Source organism: Streptomyces sp. NPDC016309, from assembly GCF_043077235.1.
Taxonomy (GTDB): Bacteria; Actinomycetota; Actinomycetes; order Streptomycetales; family Streptomycetaceae; genus Streptomyces.
In genome coordinates, this window is record NZ_JBIBSG010000013.1 from 16,560 (window position 1) to 39,971 (window position 23,412).

The 23,412-nt window shown below is 71.8% G+C and carries 28 protein-coding genes; 22 read left to right on the forward strand and 6 right to left on the reverse strand.

The window, feature by feature from the left end; translation table 11 throughout:
• Positions 1–141: 141 nt before the first annotated feature.
• The 4 genes from leuC to ACF068_RS27735 all read left to right on the forward strand — a co-directional run bounded on the left by leuC (position 142) and on the right by ACF068_RS27735 (position 3,688).
• Entirely contained in the window at positions 142–1,566 is a 1,425-nt protein-coding gene (leuC, locus tag ACF068_RS27720) for a 3-isopropylmalate dehydratase large subunit (protein WP_392277020.1), read from the forward strand.
• 6 nt (positions 1,567–1,572) lie between these two features.
• Positions 1,573–2,166: a 3-isopropylmalate dehydratase small subunit gene (gene leuD / locus ACF068_RS27725; RefSeq protein ID WP_392277021.1), complete on the forward strand. Its 594-nt coding sequence runs from the start codon at positions 1,573–1,575 to the stop codon at positions 2,164–2,166.
• Positions 2,167–2,651: 485 nt separating this feature from the next.
• Positions 2,652–2,879 carry a hypothetical protein gene (locus tag ACF068_RS27730; RefSeq protein WP_392277022.1) on the forward strand — a complete coding sequence of 76 codons (228 nt, stop codon included), beginning with the start codon at positions 2,652–2,654 and terminating at the stop codon, positions 2,877–2,879.
• A 140-nt stretch (positions 2,880–3,019) separates the two neighbouring features.
• Positions 3,020–3,688 (forward strand): HU family DNA-binding protein, encoded by a 669-nt coding sequence (locus ACF068_RS27735; RefSeq protein ID WP_392277023.1) that lies wholly within the window; start codon positions 3,020–3,022, stop codon positions 3,686–3,688.
• Between the two features lie 328 nt (positions 3,689–4,016).
• Here ACF068_RS27735 and ACF068_RS27740 read toward each other — a convergent pair whose 3' ends face one another.
• Together ACF068_RS27740 and cofC are read right to left on the reverse strand one after the other, a co-directional pair.
• Positions 4,017–4,220: a hypothetical protein gene (locus tag ACF068_RS27740; RefSeq protein ID WP_392277024.1), complete on the reverse strand. Its 204-nt coding sequence runs from the start codon at positions 4,218–4,220 to the stop codon at positions 4,017–4,019.
• A gap of 10 nt (positions 4,221–4,230) precedes the next feature.
• On the reverse strand, positions 4,231–4,929 hold the full coding sequence (gene cofC / locus ACF068_RS27745; RefSeq protein ID WP_392277025.1) for a 2-phospho-L-lactate guanylyltransferase: 699 nt from the start codon (positions 4,927–4,929) through the stop codon (positions 4,231–4,233).
• A 177-nt stretch (positions 4,930–5,106) separates the two neighbouring features.
• On the opposite strand from cofC, the gene ACF068_RS27750 reads away from it, so the two are divergent.
• From ACF068_RS27750 to ACF068_RS27760, 3 genes are all read left to right on the forward strand, one after another.
• Positions 5,107–5,859, forward strand: coding sequence for a lysophospholipid acyltransferase family protein (locus tag ACF068_RS27750; protein WP_392277026.1), 753 nt, complete (start codon positions 5,107–5,109; stop codon positions 5,857–5,859).
• Positions 5,856–6,893 carry an NAD(P)H-dependent glycerol-3-phosphate dehydrogenase gene (locus tag ACF068_RS27755; protein ID WP_392277027.1) on the forward strand — a complete coding sequence of 346 codons (1,038 nt, stop codon included), beginning with the start codon at positions 5,856–5,858 and terminating at the stop codon, positions 6,891–6,893. The genes ACF068_RS27750 and ACF068_RS27755 overlap by 4 nt, the downstream gene beginning before the upstream one ends.
• A 63-nt stretch (positions 6,894–6,956) precedes the next feature.
• Positions 6,957–8,105 (forward strand): D-alanine--D-alanine ligase family protein, encoded by a 1,149-nt coding sequence (locus ACF068_RS27760; RefSeq protein ID WP_392277028.1) that lies wholly within the window; start codon positions 6,957–6,959, stop codon positions 8,103–8,105.
• A gap of 124 nt (positions 8,106–8,229) precedes the next feature.
• Here the strand turns inward: ACF068_RS27760 and ACF068_RS27765 are convergent, their stop codons facing one another.
• Together ACF068_RS27765 and ACF068_RS27770 are read right to left on the reverse strand one after the other, a co-directional pair.
• Positions 8,230–8,721, reverse strand: coding sequence for a DUF3515 domain-containing protein (locus ACF068_RS27765; protein WP_392277029.1), 492 nt, complete (start codon positions 8,719–8,721; stop codon positions 8,230–8,232).
• A 20-nt stretch (positions 8,722–8,741) separates the two neighbouring features.
• Positions 8,742–8,975 (reverse strand): Lrp/AsnC family transcriptional regulator, encoded by a 234-nt coding sequence (locus ACF068_RS27770; RefSeq protein WP_028802415.1) that lies wholly within the window; start codon positions 8,973–8,975, stop codon positions 8,742–8,744.
• A gap of 203 nt (positions 8,976–9,178) precedes the next feature.
• Between ACF068_RS27770 and ACF068_RS27775 the strand changes: the two genes are divergently transcribed.
• Together ACF068_RS27775 and thiD are read left to right on the forward strand one after the other, a co-directional pair.
• Entirely contained in the window at positions 9,179–10,141 is a 963-nt protein-coding gene (locus ACF068_RS27775) for a thiamine-phosphate kinase (RefSeq protein WP_392277030.1), read from the forward strand.
• A complete protein-coding gene (gene thiD, locus ACF068_RS27780; protein ID WP_392277031.1) occupies positions 10,138–10,944 on the forward strand; it encodes a bifunctional hydroxymethylpyrimidine kinase/phosphomethylpyrimidine kinase in 807 nt (268 codons plus the stop codon). Before ACF068_RS27775 ends, thiD begins: the two co-directional genes overlap by 4 nt.
• Positions 10,945–11,044: 100 nt before the next feature.
• On the opposite strand, the gene rpmB is transcribed toward thiD, so the two are convergent.
• Positions 11,045–11,230, reverse strand: coding sequence for a 50S ribosomal protein L28 (gene rpmB / locus ACF068_RS27785; RefSeq protein WP_031074643.1), 186 nt, complete (start codon positions 11,228–11,230; stop codon positions 11,045–11,047).
• A gap of 242 nt (positions 11,231–11,472) precedes the next feature.
• On the opposite strand from rpmB, the gene ACF068_RS27790 reads away from it, so the two are divergent.
• From ACF068_RS27790 to ACF068_RS27840, 11 genes are all read left to right on the forward strand, one after another.
• Complete coding sequence (locus tag ACF068_RS27790) at positions 11,473–13,059, forward strand: DAK2 domain-containing protein (RefSeq protein WP_392277032.1); 1,587 nt, start codon at positions 11,473–11,475, stop codon at positions 13,057–13,059.
• 173 nt (positions 13,060–13,232) lie between these two features.
• Complete coding sequence (recG, locus tag ACF068_RS27795; RefSeq protein ID WP_392277110.1) at positions 13,233–15,350, forward strand: ATP-dependent DNA helicase RecG; 2,118 nt, start codon at positions 13,233–13,235, stop codon at positions 15,348–15,350.
• A gap of 65 nt (positions 15,351–15,415) precedes the next feature.
• The gene (rsmD, locus tag ACF068_RS27800) at positions 15,416–16,000 is read left to right on the forward strand and encodes a 16S rRNA (guanine(966)-N(2))-methyltransferase RsmD (protein ID WP_392277033.1); all 585 of its coding nucleotides are present in this window, start codon (positions 15,416–15,418) and stop codon (positions 15,998–16,000) included.
• Between the two features lie 26 nt (positions 16,001–16,026).
• Positions 16,027–16,506, forward strand: a complete 480-nt coding sequence (gene coaD / locus ACF068_RS27805) for a pantetheine-phosphate adenylyltransferase (RefSeq protein WP_392277034.1) — start codon at positions 16,027–16,029, stop codon at positions 16,504–16,506.
• Between the two features lie 99 nt (positions 16,507–16,605).
• Entirely contained in the window at positions 16,606–17,646 is a 1,041-nt protein-coding gene (locus ACF068_RS27810; protein WP_392277035.1) for a cell division initiation protein, read from the forward strand.
• Positions 17,647–17,787: 141 nt separating this feature from the next.
• The gene (locus ACF068_RS27815) at positions 17,788–18,423 is read left to right on the forward strand and encodes a YceD family protein (RefSeq protein ID WP_392277111.1); all 636 of its coding nucleotides are present in this window, start codon (positions 17,788–17,790) and stop codon (positions 18,421–18,423) included.
• Between the two features lie 2 nt (positions 18,424–18,425).
• Positions 18,426–18,599: a 50S ribosomal protein L32 gene (rpmF, locus tag ACF068_RS27820; RefSeq protein WP_030496967.1), complete on the forward strand. Its 174-nt coding sequence runs from the start codon at positions 18,426–18,428 to the stop codon at positions 18,597–18,599.
• 8 nt (positions 18,600–18,607) lie between these two features.
• Positions 18,608–19,492, forward strand: a complete 885-nt coding sequence (rnc, locus tag ACF068_RS27825) for a ribonuclease III (RefSeq protein WP_392277036.1) — start codon at positions 18,608–18,610, stop codon at positions 19,490–19,492.
• Positions 19,493–19,613: 121 nt separating this feature from the next.
• Positions 19,614–20,486: a bifunctional DNA-formamidopyrimidine glycosylase/DNA-(apurinic or apyrimidinic site) lyase gene (gene mutM / locus ACF068_RS27830; protein ID WP_392277037.1), complete on the forward strand. Its 873-nt coding sequence runs from the start codon at positions 19,614–19,616 to the stop codon at positions 20,484–20,486.
• Positions 20,487–20,869: 383 nt separating this feature from the next.
• Complete coding sequence (locus ACF068_RS27835) at positions 20,870–21,064, forward strand: hypothetical protein (RefSeq protein ID WP_392277038.1); 195 nt, start codon at positions 20,870–20,872, stop codon at positions 21,062–21,064.
• A gap of 24 nt (positions 21,065–21,088) precedes the next feature.
• A complete protein-coding gene (locus ACF068_RS27840; RefSeq protein WP_392277039.1) occupies positions 21,089–21,310 on the forward strand; it encodes a tyrosine-type recombinase/integrase in 222 nt (73 codons plus the stop codon).
• A gap of 23 nt (positions 21,311–21,333) precedes the next feature.
• On the opposite strand, the gene ACF068_RS27845 is transcribed toward ACF068_RS27840, so the two are convergent.
• Positions 21,334–22,185, reverse strand: a complete 852-nt coding sequence (locus tag ACF068_RS27845; protein WP_392277040.1) for a CAP domain-containing protein — start codon at positions 22,183–22,185, stop codon at positions 21,334–21,336.
• A 150-nt stretch (positions 22,186–22,335) separates the two neighbouring features.
• Between ACF068_RS27845 and ACF068_RS27850 the strand changes: the two genes are divergently transcribed.
• Complete coding sequence (locus tag ACF068_RS27850) at positions 22,336–22,617, forward strand: acylphosphatase (RefSeq protein ID WP_392277041.1); 282 nt, start codon at positions 22,336–22,338, stop codon at positions 22,615–22,617.
• A gap of 411 nt (positions 22,618–23,028) precedes the next feature.
• Positions 23,029–23,238: a hypothetical protein gene (locus tag ACF068_RS27855; protein ID WP_073754570.1), complete on the forward strand. Its 210-nt coding sequence runs from the start codon at positions 23,029–23,031 to the stop codon at positions 23,236–23,238.
• The last annotated feature ends 174 nt before the right edge of the window (positions 23,239–23,412 follow it).

Here is a 23,412-nt window from a genome sequence, read left to right on the forward strand (position 1 = left end):
CAGGAACTTGCCACCCTGTACGTACGGACCGACGACCACCGGGTCCGATGTCGACGTCCAGCACGTGAAACGTGGGTTTACGGGCGTGGGCCCACAGATCTCTAGAGGAGCCGGCACACCACGTCGGCCGGAGGGAAAGCGATGGGTAGGACTCTCGCGGAGAAGGTCTGGGACGACCATGTCGTCCGGCGCGCCGAAGGCGAGCCCGACCTGCTCTTCATCGATCTGCACCTGCTGCACGAGGTGACCAGCCCCCAGGCCTTCGACGGCCTGCGCAAGAGCGGCCGGCAGGTGCGGCGCCTCGACCTCACCATCGCCACCGAGGACCACAACACCCCCACCCTCGACATCGACAAGCCGATCGCCGACCCGGTCTCCCGGGTCCAGCTCGAGACGCTGCGCAAGAACTGCGCGGACTTCGGCGTCCGCCTGCACCCCCTGGGCGACGTCGAGCAGGGTGTCGTCCACGTCGTGGGACCCCAGCTCGGCCTGACCCAGCCGGGCACGACCGTCGTGTGCGGCGACTCCCACACCTCCACGCACGGCGCCTTCGGCGCGCTGGCCTTCGGCATCGGTACCTCCCAGGTCGAGCACGTCCTGGCCACCCAGACGCTGCCCATGGCCCGCCCCAAGACCATGGCCATCACCGTCGACGGCGAGCTGCCCGAGGACGTCACCGCCAAGGACCTCATCCTGGCGATCATCGCCAGGATCGGGACCGGCGGTGGCCAGGGGTACGTCCTGGAGTACCGGGGCCCCGCCATCGAGAAGCTCTCGATGGAAGCCCGCATGACCATCTGCAACATGTCGATCGAGGCCGGCGCCCGCGCGGGCATGATCGCCCCCGACGAGACCACCTTCGCCTACCTCAAGGGCCGCGCCCACGCGCCCGAGGGCGAGGACTGGGACGCGGCGGTCGCCTACTGGAAGACCCTGCGGACGGACGAGGACGCGGTCTTCGACGCCGAGGTCGTCATCGACGCCGCCGGGCTGGCCCCCTTCGTCACCTGGGGCACCAACCCCGGCCAGGGAGCGCCGCTTTCGGCGTCCGTCCCCGACCCGGCTTCGTACGAAGACGCTTCGGAGCGCCTGGCCGCCGAAAACGCCCTGAAGTACATGGGGTTGACCGCCGGGCAGCCGCTGCGCGACATCAAGGTCGACACCGTCTTCGTAGGCTCCTGCACCAACGGCCGCATCGAGGACCTGCGCTCCGCCGCCGGCATCCTGAGCGGCCGCAAAGTCGCCGACGGCGTACGGATGCTGGTCGTCCCCGGCTCGGTGCGCGTCGCCCTCCAGGCGGTCGAGGAGGGCCTGGACAAGGTCTTCAAGGAGGCCGGGGCCGAATGGCGGCACGCGGGCTGCTCGATGTGCCTGGGGATGAACCCCGACCAGCTGGCGCCCGGTGAGCGTTCCGCCTCCACCTCCAACCGCAACTTCGAGGGCAGGCAGGGCAAGGGCGGCCGCACCCACCTGGTGTCGCCCCAGGTCGCCGCCGCCACCGCGGTACTGGGCCACCTGGCCTCGCCCGCCGACCTGTCCGAAGCCCCCGCGACCGCCGGAGTCTGAGCAACCATGGAAGCTTTCACCACGCACACCGGCCGGGCCGTGCCGCTGCGCCGCAGCAACGTCGACACCGACCAGATCATCCCGGCGCACTGGCTGAAGAAGGTCACCCGGGACGGGTTCGAGGACGGCCTGTTCGAGGCCTGGCGCAAGGACCCCGAGTTCGTCCTCAACCGCCCCGAGCGGCAGGGCGCCACCGTGCTGGTCGCCGGCCCCGACTTCGGTACCGGTTCCTCGCGCGAGCACGCCGTCTGGGCGCTCCAGAACTACGGCTTCAAGGCCGTCGTCTCCTCCCGCTTCGCCGACATCTTCCGCGGCAACTCGCTGAAGAACGGCCTGCTCACCGTGGTCCTCGACCAGAAGATCGTGGACGCGCTGTGGGAGCTGACGGAGGCCGACCCGCAGGCGGAGGTCACCGTCGACCTGGAGGCGCGCGAGGTGCGCGCCGAGGGCATCACCGCCGCGTTCGAGCTCGACGAGAACGCCCGCTGGCGGCTGCTGAACGGCCTGGACGACATCAGCATCACGCTCCAGAACGAGGCGGACATCGCCGCGTACGAGGCCAAGCGTCCGGCGCACAAGCCGCGCACCCTCCAGGTCTGATCCGACCGACCCCCCCGCGTCACCCACCGGTGCCCCCGGCCGATCCCCGGCCGGGGGCACCGTCGTGTCCGCGGCCGGACGGGCGCCCGGAGAGCGCCTCCGCGCGCACCACCCGGAGAGCCCCTCCGTGCCACCCGCCGGACGGGGTGCGGGGCCCGGCCGGGGGGAGAGTCCGGCACCGGGCCCGAGGGGTGCCCAACTCCGCCGCACGAAGCGTCGTGACGATGGCCGAAACTGACCTTGCCGGCCGCCTGGAGGGGCCTCCGGGGGGCCATCCGGCTGACATTGCCGGGGGCCTCGTGGGCACCCCTTCCGGCACCCTCGAACGGGGTGCGGGAAGGGGTCAACTGCCTTACATGAGGCGCGTATTGCGGGGTAGACGCCGGTCGGAGGCCCGGTCCGCGCCCGGGTCGTGAAACGCCGCCACAGCAGGCCAGTTACCCCCTACGGAGGCGACAACTCGCCCCAGATGGCACAATCGGTGCATGGAACGCGACAGCCAACTCGAGCTCTATCAGGCCGTCGCAGCCCGACTGAAAGAAGCGCACACCCGAGTGCGCGAACTGCAAGTCCCGGAGGGCGTAAGGATGGCGCTGTCCCGGAAGCTGCTGGCCACCACGGCCGTGGCGAAGCACGATCTCGCAGGCGCGGCAAGGCGGCTGGACCGGTTGATGAAGGACCTCGACGAGGGCCGATTCCCTGAAGGGGACTGACACTCCAACTCCGCGGCGGCCGACTTCGTTGCGGCACTAGGGTGATTAGCCCGTTTCGTGTTTGATTTGCGGTATATATCTGCCTAACGTGCGAAAAGCTTGAACACTTTCGTTCCGGCAATGTCTCCGAAGGGGAAGACGTGAACAAGGCGCAGCTCGTAGAAGCGATTGCCGACAAGATGGGCGGCCGCCAGCAGGCCGCCGATGCTGTCGACGCGGTACTCGACGCGATCGTCCGTGCCGTGGTCGCCGGTGACCGTGTCTCGGTCACCGGCTTCGGTTCGTTCGAGAAGGTCGACCGTCCGGCCCGCTACGCCCGCAACCCGCAGACGGGTGAGCGCGTCCGGGTCAAGAAGACCTCCGTTCCGCGCTTCCGTGCCGGTCAGGGCTTCAAGGACCTGGTCAGCGGCTCGAAGAAGCTCCCCAAGGGCGGCGAGGTCGCGGTCAAGAAGGCCCCCAAGGGCAGCCTTTCGGGTCCCCCGCCCACCATTGCCAAGACCGCCGGCAAGAAGGCCGCCGCCAAGAAGACCACCGCCGCGGCCGCGAAGAAGGCCACCGCGAAGAAGGCCACCCCGGCGAAGAAGACCACCACCGCGGCCGCCAAGAAGACCACCGCGAAGAAGGCCACCCCGGCCAAGACCGCCGCCAAGAAGGCCACCCCGGCCAAGAAGACCACCACCGCGGCCGCCAAGAAGACCACCGCCAAGAAGACCGCGCCGGCGAAGAAGGCCACGGCGAAGAAGGCGCCCGCCAAGAAGACGACGGCGCGCAAGACCACCGCCAAGAAGACCACCTCGCGCAGCAAGTAAGCGGCACGAGCCCCAGGGGGTGCCTCGCCGATCCTGCCGGGCTCGCGGCGTCCGGCACCGCGCCTCGCCGCGTTGTCGTCGGTCGCCGATGCTCCGCATCGACTCCCTCCTCCGCCTTGCGATCCACGGCACCGGACGCCGCTCCCTGACCCGGCCTGATCGGCAAGACACCCCCCAGGGGGTGCCTCGCCGATCAGGCCGGGCTCTCGCCGATCCGGCATGATCGACAAGACACCCCCTAGGGCCACTCACGCGCCGGGCCGGGCTCCCGAGAGGGAGCCCGGCCCGCGGTGCGTACGGAGGGGCCGCCGGACGGCCCGGCCGCCGGTCAGAACGTCTGGAGCGTCACCAGCGTGATGCGCAGGGCGTCGCCCTCGCCCTCGGTTTCGATACGGACCCGCTGCCCCGGCCGCAGCAGCCGCAGCCCGCCCGCGTCGAAGGCCGCCGCGGCGAAGTCCACCGGCGTGCCGTCGTCGAGCAGCACACTCCCGCTGCGGGATTCTGGGTCGTAGGTGTACGCGGTCGCCTGCATGGACCGCAGCTTATCCGGCCGCCCCGCCCGCCGCGCCGGCGTCCACCGCCCACCGCTCGGCCGTGCGCGGCCCCACCCCCAGCCCCAGCGCGGCCCGCAGGTCCTCGCCCGTGTCCACGTCCCGCCGGACCGAGCCCACGCCGTCCAGCCGGATTTCCACCGCGCCCGACAACAAATGCCGGCGCCGCGAAGCCCCGCCGAAAGCCGGACGCAATTCCACTCCCGGACCCGCCGCCAGCAATGTCGTACCGATTTCGGCGGCATCCGCGAGAAAAGCCCGCGGGAATTCCGAGGCGGTTGCCAGCACCCGCGACAGTTCCGCCGGCCGCAGTGCCGGGAGATCGGCGTTCAGGGTCGCCACCGCGGCGTCCGGGCGCCCCGCCCGCACCACACCCGCGCCGTACGCAAGCGCGGCGTTCAGCCCGGCGCCCGGACCGTCCGGGACGACGCGGGCCCCCAGCGCGCCGAGCGTCAGCGCCGCCACCGGATCGTCCGTGACGACCGACACATCCCGCACCGCCGGGCAGGCCAGCGCCGCGGCCACCGTGTCCTGCGCGAAGGCCAGCGCCAGCCGCGGCCGCACCCGGGGGCCGGCGGCACCGGCGAGCCTGCTCTTGGCCAGGACGAGCGGCTTCAGCGGGACGATCAGGGACCAGGAGCCGGTCGGGTCGGCGTTCGTGGCGTGCTCCCCTTCTCGTACGGCGGCCACCGCCCGGCGGCACGACGGCCGTCCGGCGGGCCGGGACTGACGGGGCCCATTGTGGCGCGGCACCGGTGCGACCCGGAGCAACGGTGCCGGGGGCGGGGCGTACGGTGTTCTCGACAGACCAGGGGGCTGGGGCGACACTTGACCCCCGGCGAACCAGTCCCAGAGGAAGGTGTCCGAGTGTCCCGCCGCAGAATCGGCTTCTGGTACCGCCTTGCGGCGGTCATCGCAAAACCACCACTGGTGGTTCTGTTCAAGCGGGACTGGCGGGGAATGGAGCACATTCCGGCCGACGGCGGATTCATCACCGCGGTCAACCACAACTCGTACCTCGACCCCCTGTCGTACGCGCACTATCAGTACAACACCGGACGGGTTCCGCGCTTTCTCGCGAAAGCCGCCCTGTTCAAGGGCTCGTTCGTCGGCATGATGCTCACCAACACCGGACAGATCCCCGTCTACCGCGAGACGACCAACGCGCTGGACGCCTTCCGCGCCGCCGTCGCCGCCATCGAGCGGGGCGAGTGCGTCGCCTTCTACCCCGAGGGCACCCTCACCCGCGACCCGGACATGTGGCCCATGGCGGGCAAGACCGGCGCCGCCCGCGTCGCCCTGCTCACCAAGGTCCCGGTCATCCCGGTCGCCCAGTGGGGCGCCAACTTGGCGATGCCGCCGTACGCCAAGGAGAACAAGCTCCGCCTCTTCCCCCGCAAGACGCTCGTCGTACAGGCCGGACCCCCCGTGGACCTCAGCCGGTTCTACGACAAGGAACCCACACCCGAGGTGCTGCGCGAGGCGACCGAGGTCATCATGGCCGCGATCACCGCCCTCCTGGAGGAGGTCCGGGGCGAGAAGGCCCCCGCCGCGCCGTACGACCACCGCAAGGCCCGTCTGGAACAGCGGCGCAAAGCCGCGGGGGAGGAAGCGAAGTGACACGCCCCGACACGGCGGGCCCGGCGGGCCGCCCCGTCAAGGCAGCCGTCTTCGGCACCGGATCCTGGGGCACCGCCTTCGGCATGGTGCTCGCGGACGCGGGCTGCGAGGTGACCCTCTGGGGCCGCCGCAAGGAGATCGCCGACGCGATCAACACCACCCGCACCAACCCCGACTACTTCCCGGGCACCGAACTCCCCGAGTCGGTGCGCGCCACCACCGACCCCGCCGAAGCCGCGCACGGCGCCGACTTCACGGTGCTCGCCATCCCCTCCCAGACGCTCCGCGGCAACCTCGCCGCCTGGGCCCCGGACCTCGCCCCGGACACCGTCCTGGTCTCCCTGATGAAGGGGATCGAACTGGGCAGCGCCAAGCGGATGAGCGAGGTCTTCCAGGAGGTCGCCGGGGTGCCCGAGGACCGCGTCGCCGTGGTCACCGGCCCCAACCTGGCCAAGGAGATCGTCGCCCGCATGCCCGCGGCGGCCGTCGTGGCCTGCCGCGACGAGGCCGTCGCGCGGCGGCTCCAGGCCGCCTGCCACACCCCCTACTTCCGCCCGTACACCAACACCGACGTCGTCGGCTGCGAACTCGGCGGCGCCGTGAAGAACGTGATCGGGCTGGCCGTGGGCATCGCCGACGGCATGGGCCTCGGCGACAACGCCAAGGGCTCGCTCATCACCCGCGGCCTGGCCGAAACGACCCGTCTCGGCCTGGCGATGGGCGCCGACCCGCTGACCTTCTCCGGCCTCGCCGGCCTCGGCGACCTGGTCGCCACCTGCTCCTCGCCGCTGTCCCGCAACCACACCTTCGGCTTCAACCTCGGCAAGGGCATGACCCTCCAGGAGACCATCGCCGTCACCCGGCAGACCGCCGAGGGCGTCAAGTCCTGCGAGTCCGTACTCGATCTGGCCCGGCGGCACGGCGTCGACATGCCCATCACCGAGACCGTCGTCGGCATCGTCCACGAGGGCAAGCCGCCCATGGTGGCGCTCAAGGAGCTGATGTCGCGCGCCGCCAAGCCCGAGCGGCGCTGACAGCGGACAGGCGGCCACGCGGTCGCTGACGCCGCCGGGGGGAGCAGGTACGCTCATCGCGATATGAGCAGCGAGAACCTCCCCACCAGCACCGGGCGCAAGCCGCGCGTGGCCGTCGTCTTCGGCGGCCGCAGCTCCGAGCACGCCATCTCCGTCGTCACGGCCGGCGCCGTCCTGCGCGCCATCGACCGGGACAAGTACGACGTGCTGCCCATCGGCATCACCACCGACGGCCGCTGGGCGCTGACCGCCGACGAGCCGGAGCGGATGGCCATCGCCGACCGCACGCTGCCGACCGTCGCCGACCTCACCGGGTCCGACGAGGGCAGCGTCGTCCTGTCCGTCGACCCGGGCAGCCGCGAGGTCGTCTACAGCGAGCCCGGCGCGGTCCCGAAGGCGCTGGGCGACGTCGACGTCGTCTTCCCCATGCTGCACGGCCCCTACGGCGAGGACGGCACCCTCCAGGGGCTGCTGGAGCTCGCCGGGGTGCCCTACGTGGGCGCCGGTGTGCTCTCCTCGGCCGTCGGCCAGGACAAGGAGTACATGAAGCGGGTCTTCGTCTCCTTCGGCCTGCCCGTCGGCCCGTACGAGGTGATCCGCCCCCGCGAGTGGGAGCAGGATCCTTCCGCCGCCCGTGTCAGGATCGTCGGATTCGCCGCCGAGCACGGCTGGCCGCTCTTCGTGAAGCCCGCCCGCGGCGGTTCCTCCATGGGCATCACCAAGGTCGACGACCTCTCCGGCCTCGACGCCGCCATCGAGGAGGCCCGGCGCCACGACCCCAAGGTCATCGTGGAGTCGCTGCTCACCGGCCGCGAGATCGAGTGCGGCGTGCTGGAGTTCGAGGACGGGCCGCGCGCGTCCGTGCCGGCCTGGATCCCGCCCGTCACCGACCACGACTTCTACGACTTCGAGGCCAAGTACATCGACTCGGCCTCCGGCGTCGTCCCCGCCCCGATCACCCCGGAGCAGACCGCCGAGGTGCAGCGGCTCGCCGTCGCCGCCTTCGAGGCGGCGTCCTGCGAGGGGCTGGTCCGCGCGGACTTCTTCCTCACGGACGAGGGCGAGTTCGTCATCAACGAGATCAACACCATGCCGGGCTTCACGCCGATCTCCATGTACCCGCGCATGTGGCAGGAGAGCGGGATCGCCTACCCGGAGCTCGTCGACCGGCTCCTCCAGGCCGCCCTGCGCCGCCCGACCGGCCTGCGGTAGGCCCCGCACGGCGCCCGCGCCGCACCGCACCGACGCCCGTGACCGGAGACGGTCACGGGCGTCGTCGGGGCCGGCCACGGGCGGGGGAGACCCCCGGGCCGGCCGGGAGCCCTGCGGACATGACCTAGACGCTCGGGGGGACCGTCTTCTTCACGGCGTCGGCGAACGCGGCGAGCGGACTGGCGTCGTGCGCGAAGCGCTCGCCCATCGACACCTCCACGTACGTCTTGCGATACGTCGAGGTGAAACGCGGCCCGTCGCCCTTCCGCTGCTCCAGCATCCAGTTCACACCGCCCGCCTCGATCGCCTGGGCGCGGGGATCGCTCATCCTGGCGGGCCGGGGGACGCCGCAGCGCAGTACGATCGCCCCGTCCCCCCAACCGGCGGTCAGCTCGGAACCCGGCTCCGGATCACTCCGGTCGAGTCCCGCGACGGTCTCCGGGAGCTCCTCGTGCAGCGCGCCGCACAGGGCCGCCTCCTCGGGCGGCGGGCTGGGAACCGCGACGGACGGCTGCGCGTCCGTCGAGGAACAGCCCGTGGCCGCCAGCAGTACGGTGGCGGCCACGACGGCGACGGGCAGGGCGGGCAAGCGGCGAAGCCGGTGCGAAGACGTCACCGGCCCAGGGTAGACGGGGGCTACAGGTGTACGACCGGGCAGGTCAGCGTTCGCGTGATCCCGTCCACTTGCTGGACCTTGGCGACCACCATGCGGCCGAGCTCGTCGACCGTGTCGGCCTGGGCGCGCACGATCACGTCGTACGGCCCTGTGACGTCCTCGGCCTGGATCACCCCCGGGATCTTGGAAATGGTCTCGGCGACCGTCGACGCCTTGCCCACCTCGGTCTGAATAAGGATGTACGCCTGTACCACGGAACCTCCAGGGCGGCCACGAGGATCTTGTGGGGAAGAAAGGGACGCCACGGTACCGCGTCGTCGCGGGCAGCGGGGAGACCCGCGCGGCCGGTGGCGCGCGAGGCCGGCGCACGAAGCACCGAGTTGACGGTCTACTTGACGGTACCTACAGCAGTGACGGGTCGCGACCGCAACCGCACTGGGGCAGAAGGGGCACAGCGATGAAGGGCACTGTCGGAGAGTTGGGGGAGTTCGGGCTGATCAGGGAGCTCACCTCCCGGCTCACCTCCACCCCGGCGGTACGGATCGGGCCCGGCGACGACGCCGCGGTCGTGGCCGCACCCGACCGGCGCGTGGTGGCCAGCACGGACATCCTGCTGGAGGGACGGCACTTCCGCCGCGACTGGTCCACCGCCTACGACGTCGGCCGCAAGGCCGCCGCGCAGAACCTCGCGGACATCGCCGCCATGGGTGCCGTACCGACCGCGCTGCTCCTCGGCCTCGTCGTCCCCGCCGAACTGCCGGTCACCTGGCCGACCGAGCTGATGGACGGGCTGCGCGACGAGTGCCAGGTCGCGGGCGCGGCCGTGGTCGGCGGCGACGTCGTGCGCGGCGACACCATCACCGTCTCCATCACCGCCCTGGGCGACCTCCGCAACCACGAACCGGTCACCCGCGGCGGGGCACAGCCCGGCGACGTCGTGGCCTACACCGGCTGGCTCGGCTGGTCGGCGGCCGGCTACGCGGTCCTCTCCCGCGGGTTCCGCTCGCCGCGGGCCTTCGTCGAGGCCCACCGGCGGCCCGAACCGCCCTACCACGCGGGCCCCGCGGCCGCCGGGCTCGGCGCCACCGCCATGTGCGACGTCAGCGACGGCCTGATCGCCGACCTCGGGCACATCGCCGAGGCCAGCAAGGTCCGCATCGACCTGCGCTCCGGGCTCATCGACATCCCGACCCAGATGAACGACATCGGCCAGGCCGTCGGCGTCGATCCCATGCAGTGGGTCCTCACCGGCGGCGAGGACCACGCGATCGTCGCCACCTTCCCGCCCGACGTGAAGCTGCCCGCCCGCTGGAAGGTCATCGGCGAGGTCCTCAACCCCTCCGCCCTGCCCCAGGTGACCGTCGACGGCGCCCCCTGGCACGCCCAGGGCGGCTGGGACCACTTCGGGGACGACGAGTGACCCGGCCCGCACCCCCGCGCGTCCTGACCGTCGCCGGGTCCGACCCGGGCGGCGGCGCCGGCATCCAGGCGGACCTGAAGACCATGCTGGCGCTCGGTACGCACGGCATGAGCGTGATCACCGCCGTCACCGCGCAGAACTCCCTCGGCGTCCAGGGCGCCTGGGAACTGCCGGTGGAGGCGGTGCGGGCCCAGTACCGCAGCGTCGTCGACGACATCGGCGTCCAGGCCGTGAAGACCGGCATGCTGGCCTCGGCGCCGCTCGTGGAGGCGGTGGCGGAGCTGCTGGCCGGGACGGACGCGCCCGTGGTCGTCGACCCCGTAGGGGTGTCCAAGCACGGGGATCCGCTGCTGGCGGCCTCCGCCCTCGACTCCGTACGCGAGCTGCTGCTGCCGGCCGCCACCGTCGCCACGCCCAACTTGGACGAGGTGGCCCGGCTCACCGGCGTGACGGTGACGGGCGAGGAGGACCTGCGGCGGGCCGCCGGAGCGGTCCTGGAGTACGGCCCGCGCTGGGCGCTCATCAAGGGCGGCCACCTGCCCGGGGCCACGGCCGACGCCGTGGACCTGCTCACCGACGGCACGGAGGAGCACTGGCTGCGGGCCCCGCGCCACGACAACCGGCACACCCACGGCACGGGCTGCACCCTGGCCTCGGCGGTCGCCGCGGGCCTCGCCCTGGGCCTGACTGTGCCCGACGCGGTACGGCGGGCCAAGGAGTACGTGACCGGGGCCATCGCGGCCGGCTTCGCGCTGGGCGGCGGCATCGGCCCGGTGGACCACGGCTGGGCCCTGCGCGGCTAGCCGCGGGGCCTTCGGGCACGGCGAAAAGCCGGTCCACCCAAGGGTGGACCGGCTTTCAAGGCAACCGCAGAGGCTGCGCTACGACGAACCGTCGTCGGCGTTAGCGCGAGACCTTGCCGGCCTTGATGCACGAGGTGCAAGCGTTGAGCCGCTTCGGCGTCCCACCGACCACTGCACGCACACGCTGGATGTTCGGGTTCCAGCGACGAGACGTACGGCGGTGCGAGTGCGAGATGTTGTTGCCGAAGCCCGGCCCCTTGCCGCAGACGTCGCAGTTGGCAGCCACGGGTCACTCCAAAGACTTCAGATGCACTTACAGTGAAATCCGGCGAGCCGGAATCAGATCTGGATGACTGAAGTGGCGTTGCCGGGGGAATGGCCCGACTTTCATCGGGCAACCGGAGCAGCATACAACGACTGCTCCGGTTCAACGAAACTACCACGGTCCGCCCGGCCCCCGCCCCGGGACCCCGGCCCGCCCGGGGTCTACCCTGCGGTGCAGTCAGCCCTGCTCAAGGAGGACACCAGGTGCCGCAGACCCTGCCGCAGGCGCTCGATCCCGCAGTGGTCCGTAGCTGGTGCTCACTGGCGCTGGAGGCGCTCGGCCGGGAGCGCGAGGAGATCGACGCGATCAACGTCTACCCGGTCGCGGACGGGGACACCGGCACCAACCTCTACCTCACCGTCGAGTCCGCCTCCCAGGCGGTGGAAGCGATCTTCTCCGCGATCGACGCCCCCGACTTCGCCGACACCGTCCGCGCCATGGCGCACGGCGCGCTGATCGGCGCCCGGGGGAACTCCGGGACCATCCTGTCGCAACTGCTGCGGGGCATGAGCGAGGTCCTCGCCGAAGGACGTGACGGAGACCACCTGGTCAGGGCGCTGCGCCAGGCCTCCGTTTCCGCCCGGGAGGCGGTCGCCCACCCCGTCGACGGCACGATCCTGAGCGTCGCCGCCGCGGCCGCGTCCGCCGCGGCGGGGGGCGAGGACGTGGTGGCCGTCGCCCGCGCCGCGTACGCGGGCGCCCGGACCGCCCTGGAGGCCACGCCCGCCCAGCTCGCCGTCCTGGAGCGGGCCGGCGTGGTCGACGCCGGCGGGCGCGGGCTCGTCACGGTGCTGGGCGCGCTGGTGCAGGCGCTGTCCGGCGAGGCGCCCGCGCGCGCCCCGCGGGTGCCCCGGGCGGCCGCCCCCGCCCTGGAGTCCTGCTCGGAGGCCGGGCCCGCCTACGAGGTCATCTACCTGCTGGAGGCCGACCAGGCGGCCGTGGCCCGGCTCCGCGACCGGCTCGACGCGCTCGGCGACTCCCTGGTCGTGGTGGGCGGCGACGGGCTGTGGAACGTCCACGTCCACGTGGACGACGCCGGGGCTGCGGTGGAGGCGGGTGTCGAGGCGGGCCGCCCGTACCGGATCCGGATCACGCACTTCGGTACGGACTCGGCGCCCGAGCGGCGGGAGGGCCGCGCGGTGGTGGCCGTCCTGCCCGGAGAGGGCCTCGCGCGCCTGTGCGCCGAGGCGGGCGCCACGACGGTGCTGGCCCGCCCCGGGGAGCCGCCCGCCAGTGGCGAGCTCGTCGACGCGATCCGGCGCGCCCGGGCGCGGGAGGTCGTCCTGCTGCCGAACGACGCGGCCCTGCGGCACACCGCGGCCGCCGCCGCCGAGCAGGTCCGCGCGGAGGGCGTCCGGGTCGCCCTGGTCCCGACGCGCGCCGCCGTCCAGGGCATCGCCGCCCTGGCCGTCCACGAACCCGAGCGGCGCTTCGACGAGGACGTCGTCGCCATGACCGCCGCGGCGGGCGCCACCCGGTACGGCGAACTGGCCGTCGCCGAGGCCCGGTCGTTCACGTCCGCGGGCGTGTGCCAGGCCGGTGACGTGCTCGGCCTGATCGACGGCGACGTCGCGGTGATCGGCCAGGACGTGGCCGTCACGGCCGTGACGGTCCTGGACCGGATGCTCTCGGCGGGCGGCGAGCTGGTGACGCTCGTCGTGGCGGACGACGCCCCCGCGACGCTGGCGGAGCGGCTGGAGACCCACGTACGCGAGACCCACCTCGCGGTCGACACGGTCACCTACCCGGGCGGCCCCCAGGCCCCCCTCCTCCTCATCGGCGTCGAATAACGCCGAGCCCCCCGCACGCCCGCCCCGCCCCGGGCCGTACGCCGACCGCGGCCCGGCGGGTGGGGGCACGGCTCCGGCTGCGGCCGCCTGTCAGTGGCGTGGTGTGCAATGGAGACGTGTCAGCTCTCGACGAACCACTGAAGAAGCAGCTCGGCGCCGCCACCGCCAAGGTGATGGCCGAGCACCTCGACCTGCACACCGTCGGCGACCTGCTCCACCACTACCCGCGGCGGTACGCCGAGCGCGGCGAGCTCACCACGCTCGCCGACCTCCCGCTGGACGAGCACGTCACGGTGGTCGCCCGCGTCGCGGACGCGCGCGTGCTGACGTTCAACGGCTCCAAGGGGCGCGGCCAGCGGCTGGAGGTGACCATCACCGACGGCAGCGGCCGGCTGCAACTGGTGTTCTTCGGCAAGGGCGTCCACAAGCCCCACAAGGACCTGCTGCCCGGCACCCGCGCGATGTTCGCCGGCAAGGTCTCCGTGTTCAACCGCAAGACGCAGCTCGCCCACCCCGCGTACGAGCTGCTGCGCGGCGAGGACGGCGAGAGCGCCGTGGACAGTTGGGCGGGGGCGCTCATCCCGATCTACCCGGCCACCACCAAGCTGGAGTCCTGGAAGATCGCCAAGGCGGTCGACGCGGTGCTCCCCAGCGCCGCGGAGGCGGTCGACCCGCTGCCCCCCGCGCTCCGCGAGGGGCGGGGCCTCACCGACCTGCCGGACGCCCTCCGCAAGATCCACCGCCCGCGCACCAAGGCGGACGTCGACGACGCCCGGGAGCGGCTCAAGTGGGACGAGGCGTTCGTCCTCCAGGTCGCCCTGGCCCGGCGGCGGTACGCGGACACCCAGTTGCCGGCCGTGGCGCGCAAGCCGGTGCCGGGCGGGCTGCTGGACGCCTTCGACGCCAAGCTGCCGTTCACCCTCACCGAGGGGCAGGAGAAGGTGTCGGCGGAGATCTTCGGCGATCTGGCGACCGAGCACCCCATGCACCGGCTCCTCCAGGGCGAGGTGGGCTCCGGCAAGACGATGGTGGCGCTGCGGGCGATGCTCGCCGTGGTCGACGCGGGCGGGCAGGCCGCGATGCTCGCCCCCACCGAGGTCCTCGCCCAGCAGCACCACCGGTCCGTCACCGAGATGATGGGCGAGCTGGCCGAGGGCGGGATGCTCGGCGGGGCCGAGCACGCCACCAAGGTGGTGCTGCTGACCGGCTCCATGGGCACCGCCGCGCGGCGGCAGGCGCTGCTGGACCTGGTGACCGGCGAGGCGGGCATCGTCATCGGCACCCATGCGCTGATCGAGGACAAGGTGCAGTTCCACGACCTGGGCCTGGTGGTGGTGGACGAGCAGCACCGGTTCGGGGTGGAGCAGCGCGACGCCCTGCGGGGCAAGGGCAAGCAGCCGCCGCACCTGCTGGTCATGACCGCCACGCCCATTCCCCGGACGGTCGCGATGACCGTCTTCGGCGACCTGGAGACCTCCGTCCTCGACCAGCTCCCCGCCGGCCGCTCGCCGATCGCCAGCCATGTGGTGCCGGCCGCCGACAAGCCGCACTTCCTGGCCCGCGCCTGGGAGCGGGTCCGCGAGGAGGTGGGCAACGGCCACCAGGCCTACGTGGTCTGTCCCCGGATCGGCGACGAGGAGGACGACAAGAAGAAGACGCAGGACGACGCCGGGAAGCGGCCCCCGCTGGCCGTGCTGGACATCGCCGAGCAGCTGACCCGGGGCCCGCTGGCGGGCCTCCGCGTGGAGGTGCTGCACGGCAGGATGGCCCCCGACGACAAGGACGCCGTGATGCGCCGCTTCGCCGCGGGCGAGACCGACGTCCTGGTCGCGACGACCGTCATCGAGGTGGGCGTGAACGTCCCCAACGCCACCGCCATGGTGATCATGGACGCGGACCGGTTCGGCGTCTCCCAGCTCCACCAGCTCCGCGGCCGGGTCGGCCGGGGCTCCGCCCCCGGGCTGTGCCTGCTGGTCACCGAGATGCCCGAGGCGAGCCCCGCCCGGCAGCGCCTGGCGGCCGTCGCCTCGACCCTGGACGGCTTCGAGCTCTCCCGTATCGACCTCGAACAGCGCCGCGAGGGCGATGTGCTGGGCCAGGCCCAGTCCGGGGTCCGGTCCTCGCTGCGCATGCTGGCCGTCATCGACGACGAGGAGGTCATCGCCGCCGCCCGCGAGGAGGCGGTCGCCGTCGTCGCCGCCGACCCCGGTCTGGAGCGTCTGCCCGAACTGCGCACCGCCCTGGACGCCCTGCTCGACAAGGAGCGCGAGCAGTACCTGGAGAAGGGCTGAGCGGTGCGCGGGCGCGGTGAACCCATATCGTGGAGACACCAGCACCCACCGGTTAAGGACCTCAGATGACCCGCGTGATCGCCGGTGCGGCCGGCGGACGCCGCCTGGCCGTGCCGCCGGGCAACGGCACCCGCCCCACCTCCGACCGGGCACGCGAGGGGCTGTTCTCCACCTGGGAGGCGCTCCTCGGCACGCTGCACGGCACCCGCGTCGCCGATCTGTACGCCGGCTCCGGCGCCGTCGGCCTGGAGGCGCTCTCCCGGGGCGCCACCCACGCCCTGCTCGTGGAGGCCGACCAGCGGGCCGCCCGTACGGTCCGGGAGAACGTCCGCGCCCTCGGCCTGCCCGGCGCCGAGGTCCGCGCCGGCAAAGCGGAACAGATCGTGACGACCCCGGCGCCCTCCGACCCGTACGACATCGTCTTCCTCGACCCGCCGTACGCCGTCCCGGACGACGATCTTGGAGAGATCCTCCTCACACTCCGCACCAAAGGCTGGCTCGCCGACGGCGCGCTCGTCACCGTGGAGCGCAGCACCAGAGGCGGAGAATTCGCCTGGCCGGACGGTTTCGCACCCCTGCGGGCCCGTCGCTACGGCGAGGGAACGTTTTGGTACGGTCGCGCCGCCTCTACGTGCGAAGACGCACGATGACCGGTTCGGAGAGCGAGGGAATCCAGTTGCGCCGCGCAGTCTGTCCGGGGTCGTTCGACCCCATCACCAACGGACACCTCGACATCATCGCCCGCGCCTCCAAGCTGTACGACGTCGTGCACGTGGCGGTGATGATCAACCAGGCCAAGCAGGGCCTGTTCACGGTCGAGGAGCGGATGGATCTCATCCGCCAGGTCACCGGTGAGTACGGCAACGTCAAGGTCGAGTCCCACCACGGCCTGCTCGTCGACTTCTGCAAGGAGCGCGACATCCCCGCCATCGTCAAGGGGCTCCGGGCTGTCAGCGACTTCGACTACGAGCTCCAGATGGCCCAGATGAACAACGGGCTGTCCGGCGTGGAGACGCTCTTCGTGCCGACGAACCCGACCTACAGCTTCCTGTCGTCCTCGCTGGTCAAGGAGGTCGCCGCCTGGGGCGGTGACGTCTCGCACCTGCTCCCGCCCGTGGTGCACCGGGCCCTGGTCGAGCGCCTGGGCGGCAAGTGACCGGCTGACGGCCCGTCACCCGGTGTCGGGGAGCCGCCGGCTGGCCTTACAGTCGTCCCGTCCGTCTCCAAACCGGTTGTAGGAAGTGGCGAGCACACGGTGGACGTGCAGAAGAAGCTCGACGAGATCGTCGGGACGGTCGCGAGCGCCCGTTCCATGCCCATGTCGGCCTCCTGCGTGGTCAACCGCGCCGAGCTGCTCGCGATGCTCGACGAGCTGCGCCAGGCCCTGCCGGGCTCGCTGGCCCAGGCCCAGGAGCTGATCGGCGACCGTGAGCAGCTTGTCGAGCAGGCCCGGCAGGAGGCGACGCGGATCATCGAGGCCGCCCACGCCGAACGCGGCTCGCTGATCTCCGACACCCAGGTCGCCCGCCAGTCGCAGGAGGAGGCCGACCGGATCCTCGCCGAGGCCCGCCGGGAGGCGGAGGAGATCCGCGCCGAGGCCGACGACTACGTCGACTCCAAGCTCGCCAACTTCGAGGTGGTCCTCACCAAGACCATCGGCTCCGTCGACCGCGGCCGGGAGAAGCTCCTCGGCCGGGGGCCCGGCCTGGACGACCAGGGGTACGCGGACGAGGACGCCCCCGAGTACAGCGCGGACCCGCAGACCCTGGTCCGGCGCGCGGACGAGTACGTCGACGCCAAGATCAGCGCCTTCGAGGCCGTACTGACCAAGACCCTGGAGGCCGTCGGGCGCGGCCGCCAGAAGCTGCACGGCCGGATCGCCACCGACGACCTGGGTGCCCACATGGCCGCCCAGGACGCGGCGGGCGGCGGACGGCAGCACACCAGCGACGCCGACTACCTGGCCGGCCTGGCCGAGCTGGCGGACCCGGAGCCGGCCGCCGCCCCCGTCCCGGCCCAGCAGCCCGACCCGTACGCGTACCAGCCGCCCCAGGACGCGTACGCCTACCAGTCCGACCCGTACGCCTACCAGGGCTACGACCAGGGCCAGGGCTATCCGCAGCAGCCGTACCCCGGCGCGGACGCCCAGGCCCCGTACGCCGCGCCCTACGAGGCGCAGCCGCCCCAGCAGCAGCCGCGGGCAGCCGCGCTCGACGAGACGAGCTTCTTCGACACGAGCATGATCGACCTGGATCAGCTCCGCCAGTACGAGCAGGGTCACGGGCAGGGGCACTGATCCGGCCCGGATTGGGCTGTGGGCGGAGCGTCCAGTATCCTGGCTCTTCGGTCGCGAGTACGTCCGCGATCCCGCGTGCCCGCAACGGCTCCACATCCGCTGCGCGGGCCGCCCCCAGACGATCCGAAAGCAGGAAGAACCCTGAGTACGCGCCTCGACCACCGCAACCCCCTCGTGTTCGACACGCACGAGCTGGGCCGGCGTCCCGGTGCCCTCCAGCGGATCTCCCGCACCGTCGAGGCCCCCGCGGACCTCGGCATCGACGGGGTCATCGGCGTACCGCAGGGCTCGCCCGTCGAGCTGGACCTCCGCCTCGAGTCGGTCATGGAAGGGGTGCTCGTCACAGGCACCTCCCGTGCGACGGCCGAGGGGGAGTGCGTAAGGTGTCTGGAGCCGCTGCGCCAGGATGTCGCGGCGGACTTCCAGGAAATGTTCTCGTACCCCGACACCGACGACCGGGGCCGCCACGCGGCCGCGGACGACGATGCCGAGGACGACGAGGACATGACCCCCCTCGAGGACGGCATGTTCGACCTCGAGCCGGTGCTGCGTGATGCGGTGGTGCTCGCACTGCCGATGCAGCCGGTGTGCCGGGAGGATTGTGCGGGGCTGTGCGCCGAATGCGGCGCCAACCTCAACGACGACCCGGACCACCACCATGACGCCGTCGACATCCGTTGGGCGGCACTGCAGGGACTCGCCGATTCACTCGGGACCGGCGAGAAGGACAACATGAGCGGCGCCGAAGCGGGCGTCGACGAGAAGCAGGAGAAGTAGCCGTGGCTGTTCCGAAGCGGAAGATGTCGCGCAGCAACACGCGCCACCGCCGGTCGCAGTGGAAGGCTGCGGTCCCCACCCTGGTTTCGTGTGAGCGTTGCCAGGAGCCGAAGCAGCAGCACATCGCGTGCCCCAGCTGCGGCACGTACAACAAGCGCCAGGTCCTCTCGGTCTGAGCGGGCTGGTGAGAGGCACCGTGTCTAGCCACAAAATGGCGGATGACGCCAAGAAGCAGGCGGAAAACACGGCCTCGTCCCACACGCTTCTGGAAGGGCGGCTCGGGTACCACCTCGAGTCCGCCCTTCTGGTGCGTGCGCTGACCCACCGTTCGTACGCGTACGAGAACGGCGGTCTGCCCACCAACGAGCGGCTGGAGTTCCTCGGGGACTCCGTGCTCGGCCTGGTGGTCACGGACACGCTGTACCGCACCCACCCCGACCTGCCCGAAGGCCAGTTGGCCAAGTTGCGGGCCGCGGTGGTCAACTCGCGTGCGCTGGCGGAGGTCGGCCGCGGCCTCGACCTGGGCTCCTTCATCCGGCTCGGCCGGGGCGAAGAGGGCACCGGGGGCCGGGACAAGGCATCCATCCTCGCCGACACCCTCGAAGCGGTGATCGGCGCGGTCTATCTCGACCAGGGCCTCGAAGCGGCGTCCGAGCTGGTGCACCGGCTCTTCGACCCGCTGATCGAGAAGTCCTCGAACCTCGGCGCCGGCCTGGACTGGAAGACCAGCCTCCAGGAACTCACCGCGGCCGAGGGTCTCGGCGTCCCGGAGTACCTGGTCACCGAGACCGGACCGGACCACGAGAAGACCTTCACTGCTGCTGCCCGCGTCGGTGGTGTCTCGTACGGCACCGGCACCGGCCGCAGCAAGAAGGAAGCGGAACAGCAGGCGGCGGAGTCCGCCTGGCGGGCCATCCGCGCCGCCGCGGACGAGCGGGAGGCGGCGGCAGCGGCCGCGGCCGGATCCGGCTCGGACGCGGGCACGGAACCCGGTGGGAACACCACCGGCCCGGACTCCGGTCCCGAAGAGGTCGCCGACCCCTCTTCGGTCTCCGGGGCCTCGGCCTGAGTCCCGGACCGGGCCGTGTCCGGCCCGGTCCGTTCGCTTCCACCCCGTCGCTCCCCCTCCGCCCCCGGGCGCGGGGGGAAACACGCGACGGGGCTTTCTCACGACCGCGCGAAGGAGCGACGTGCCCGAGCTGCCCGAGGTCGAAGTCGTACGCCGCGGCCTGGAGCGCTGGGTCAGCGGGCGGACCGTCTCCGACGTCCAGGTCCTGCACCCCCGTGCCGTACGGCGGCACCTCGCCGGCGGCGAGGACTTCGCCGCGCGGCTGGCGGGGCACCGCTTCGGGATCGCCCGGCGGCGCGGCAAGTACCTGTGGCTGCCGCTGGACGACACCGACGCGTCCGTCCTCGGACACCTCGGCATGAGCGGGCAACTGCTCGTGCGGCCGGAGGACGCGGCCGACGAGAAGCACCTCCGGATCCGCGTCCGCTTCGACGACGAGCGGGGCACCGAACTGCGCTTCGTCGACCAGCGCACCTTCGGCGGGCTCTCCCTCCACGAGAACACCCCGGACGGGCTGCCCCTGCCGATCGCCCACATCGCGCGCGACCCCCTCGACCCCGCCTTCGACGACGCCGCCTTCCACACGGCGCTGCGGCTGCGGCGTACGACGGTCAAGCGGGCGCTGCTCGACCAGTCGCTGATCAGCGGTGTCGGGAACATCTACGCGGACGAGGCGCTGTGGCGCTCCCGCCTCCACTACGACCGTCCCACGGCGAGCCTCACCCGCCCCCGCTCCGCCGAGCTCCTCGGGCATGTGCGGGACGTGATGACGGCGGCGCTCGCGGTCGGCGGCACCAGCTTCGACAGCCTGTACGTCAACGTCAACGGCGAGTCGGGCTACTTCGACCGCTCCCTGGACGCGTACGGCCGGGAGGGCGAGCCCTGCCGGCGCTGCGGGACCCCGATGCGCCGCCGCCCCTGGATGAACCGCTCCAGCTACTACTGCCCGCGCTGCCAGCGACCCCCGCGCATCGCGCCCCGCACCCCGGCCTGACGCTCCCGGCGGGGCGCGGGCCGCTGACGGCGACGGCTCAGAAGCCGAAGAAGTGACATGCCGGTTCTCTGACCTGCGGTCGTCTGACCGATCAACGCTGTGACCTGCGGCTGAGCCGTCAACGGTTGTCAGCGTCGGTCGCCGTCGAGCACCCTTTCACGGCTCCGTGAAGGCCCGGGAAGGCGCTCGACGGTACCGACTTCCCCGGCCGTGGTAGCCGGTGCCATGACCTGGGACGTCCCCACCGGTGCTACGACCTGGCCCGAATGGGTCGGACCTCAGCAGACGGGCATCGCCGGGCGGTACACCGCGCCGTTTCATCCGGAAGTGGTTGCATTGGAGAGGTGACGGAGCCAGAGTCGGGAGGGGGACAGGAGGCAGCCGTGATCGTCCTCGCCATCTTCCTTCTCATCATCGGGACGATCTTGATCCTTATCGGGACGATCCTGATCGTCATCGGGGCAATCTTGATCCTCATGGGGATGACCCTGATCGCCATTGCGACCTACTTGCTAATCCGGAGCGCATTGAAGCGCCGGGAGCGCAAGAAAAATGTCGATCAGGGTTGGGCGCCCTGAGCGCCATGAGGCTGATTCCATGACATGCACGCCCTACGGCACTTCTGCGCATCCGTGCTGCTTGACGCGGGCGAGAGCATCAAGGCCCTCAGCGAATACCTGGGCCATCACGGTCCCGGCTTCACCCTGCGGACGTACACGCACCTGATGCCGTCCAGCCAGACCCGTACGCGGGCCGCCGTGGATGCGGTCTTCGGTACCTCAAGGGCTACGGATGACGGCCCCGAGACGGCCCAGCAGGGCTGATAGCGCTCTGACCGGCGCTTATCTCAAAAGCCGAAGTCCTGGGTCCACCAGGGGCCGCCGTCAGCGAAGTGCACGCCGACGCCCAGCCGCGTGTAGTCGCAGTTGAGGATGTTGGCACGGTGGCCGTCGCTGTTCATCCAGGACTCCATCACGGCCTCGGCGTCCGCCTGGCCCCGGGCTATGTTCTCGGCGGCCAGCCCCTGGACGCCCGCGGTGGCGGCACGGTCCCAGGGCGAGGCCCCGTCGGGGTCGGTGTGCGAGAAGAAGCCGCGCTCGGCCATGTCCCGGCTGTACGCGCCGGCCAGGGCCCCGAGTCCGCGGGACGCCTGCACCGGGGTGCAGCCCACCTTGGCGCGCTCGGCGTTGACCAGGGTGAGCACCGCGGCCTCGGCGGCCGCCTCCCGGCCGTTGTCGGCGGCGGCAGCGGCGGAGGACGGGACGGGAACCGCGGGCGGCTCCGGCCGCTCGACGGTCCGCTCGGGCGCGGGGGTCGGCGTGGCCGGGCGCGTGGGCACGGCGCTCTTGGCGGCCGTCTTCCGGGGGGCCGGAGGCTTCGTCGTCCGCGGCGCGGAGGGGGACGGGGCGGAGGGTGTCGGCGTGGCGGCCCGGGAGGGGGCGAGGGTCCGCTCCGCGCTCCGGCTCGCGGCCGTCGAGGGGCGCTGGGGCGTGGCGTCGGCGCCGCCCTGGGTGGTGAGCTCGGGGGCGCCCCCGGCGTGTACGCGCTCGCCGGAGCCGCTGCCGCCGATGGTGAAGGTGTCGCCACCGGGGAGCAGGCCGGAGGCCACGGCGACGGCGCCCACCGCCATCGCGGCGGAGGCGCCGAGCAGCCCGGTGCGTACGGGCACCACGGCCCGGTTCTTCCGGTGGCGTCCCATCTGCTGTGCCTTCCTGCGTCGACGTCTGGTCAGGACATCAAGGTCAGTCGGTCGCTCGCCCGAACGGGTGAGGCCATTTCGTCGGGACTGTACGCCATGACGGGTGGGGGAGAAGTGCTCCGAGTGCAATTGGCCGGTTAGCGTGCAGCCATGAAAGAAGACGCACGGCTTACCGCCTGGGTGCGCGGCCGAGTACAGGGAGTGGGCTTCCGCTGGTTCACCAGGGCAAATGCTTTGGAGATCGGAGGCCTCACCGGCTTCGCCCTGAATCTTGACGACGGCAGGGTGCAGGTGGTGGCCGAGGGCCCGAGTGAGAATTGCCACCGTTTGCTGGAGTGGCTTCGCTCCGGCGACACACCCGGAAGTGTCGACGGGGTGACTGAGATCTGGGACACCCCGCGCGGTGGTTACGACGGCTTCGCGATCCGCTGACGATCTTGGTCCCGGGGCCTCCCCGCGTCGGCCCGGGACGCCCCGGCGGAGCTGCCGTGGGCATGTGCGCGGGGAGAAACGGCCTGGTGGTTGCCAAGAACGGCGGTCCGTGCCAGGCTGCGCGGGTAAGGATGATCCACGGCCCGGTCCGTGCGGTCGTCACGCCCCAGGGCACCGCTGAGAGAGCCGCCGCCGCGCCGTTCGTGGCCGCAGGCCCCCGGTCGCCCCTTGATGCGGGGCGTGATCGTGTTGACCGTCAAACTTTTTGGTGAGACTCTGGAAGCCCCGCGCACCTTAGCTGTTTGGCAGTAAGAACCGCAGCGGCACCACCCACTGCCGGACTCCGCGGGTGCCATTCCCTCACGACCCACACCGCTTCGGTCGGTCACTCAGTGTGGAGGACCAAAAGTCATGGCAAAGGCGCTTCTCGGTTATGTCGGCGGTTCCGACCCGCGACTTCTCGCCGAGATGCGACGGCTTCAGCAGCGCGTGCAGGACCTCGAGTCCGAGCTCGTACGGATTCAGTCCGAGAACGACGCGCTGAACGCCGCCGCACACAGCGAGTCGCTGCTCGACGGCATCGACATCGACGTACCCAAGGCGGAGCCTGCGCTCACCTGAACCCAGCCCCCGTCGGCCAGGCCCGTATCGGCACGTCGGTATCGGGCAGGGTGAGAAACACTCTCGCGAGATATGCAAGGGACGCTTCGGCGTCCCTTCTTCTTTTCCTCCCCCGGGAACTCCGTCCTTCCCTCCGCCGTCACCCGGCGTTCCACTGATCCTTACCGTCTGATC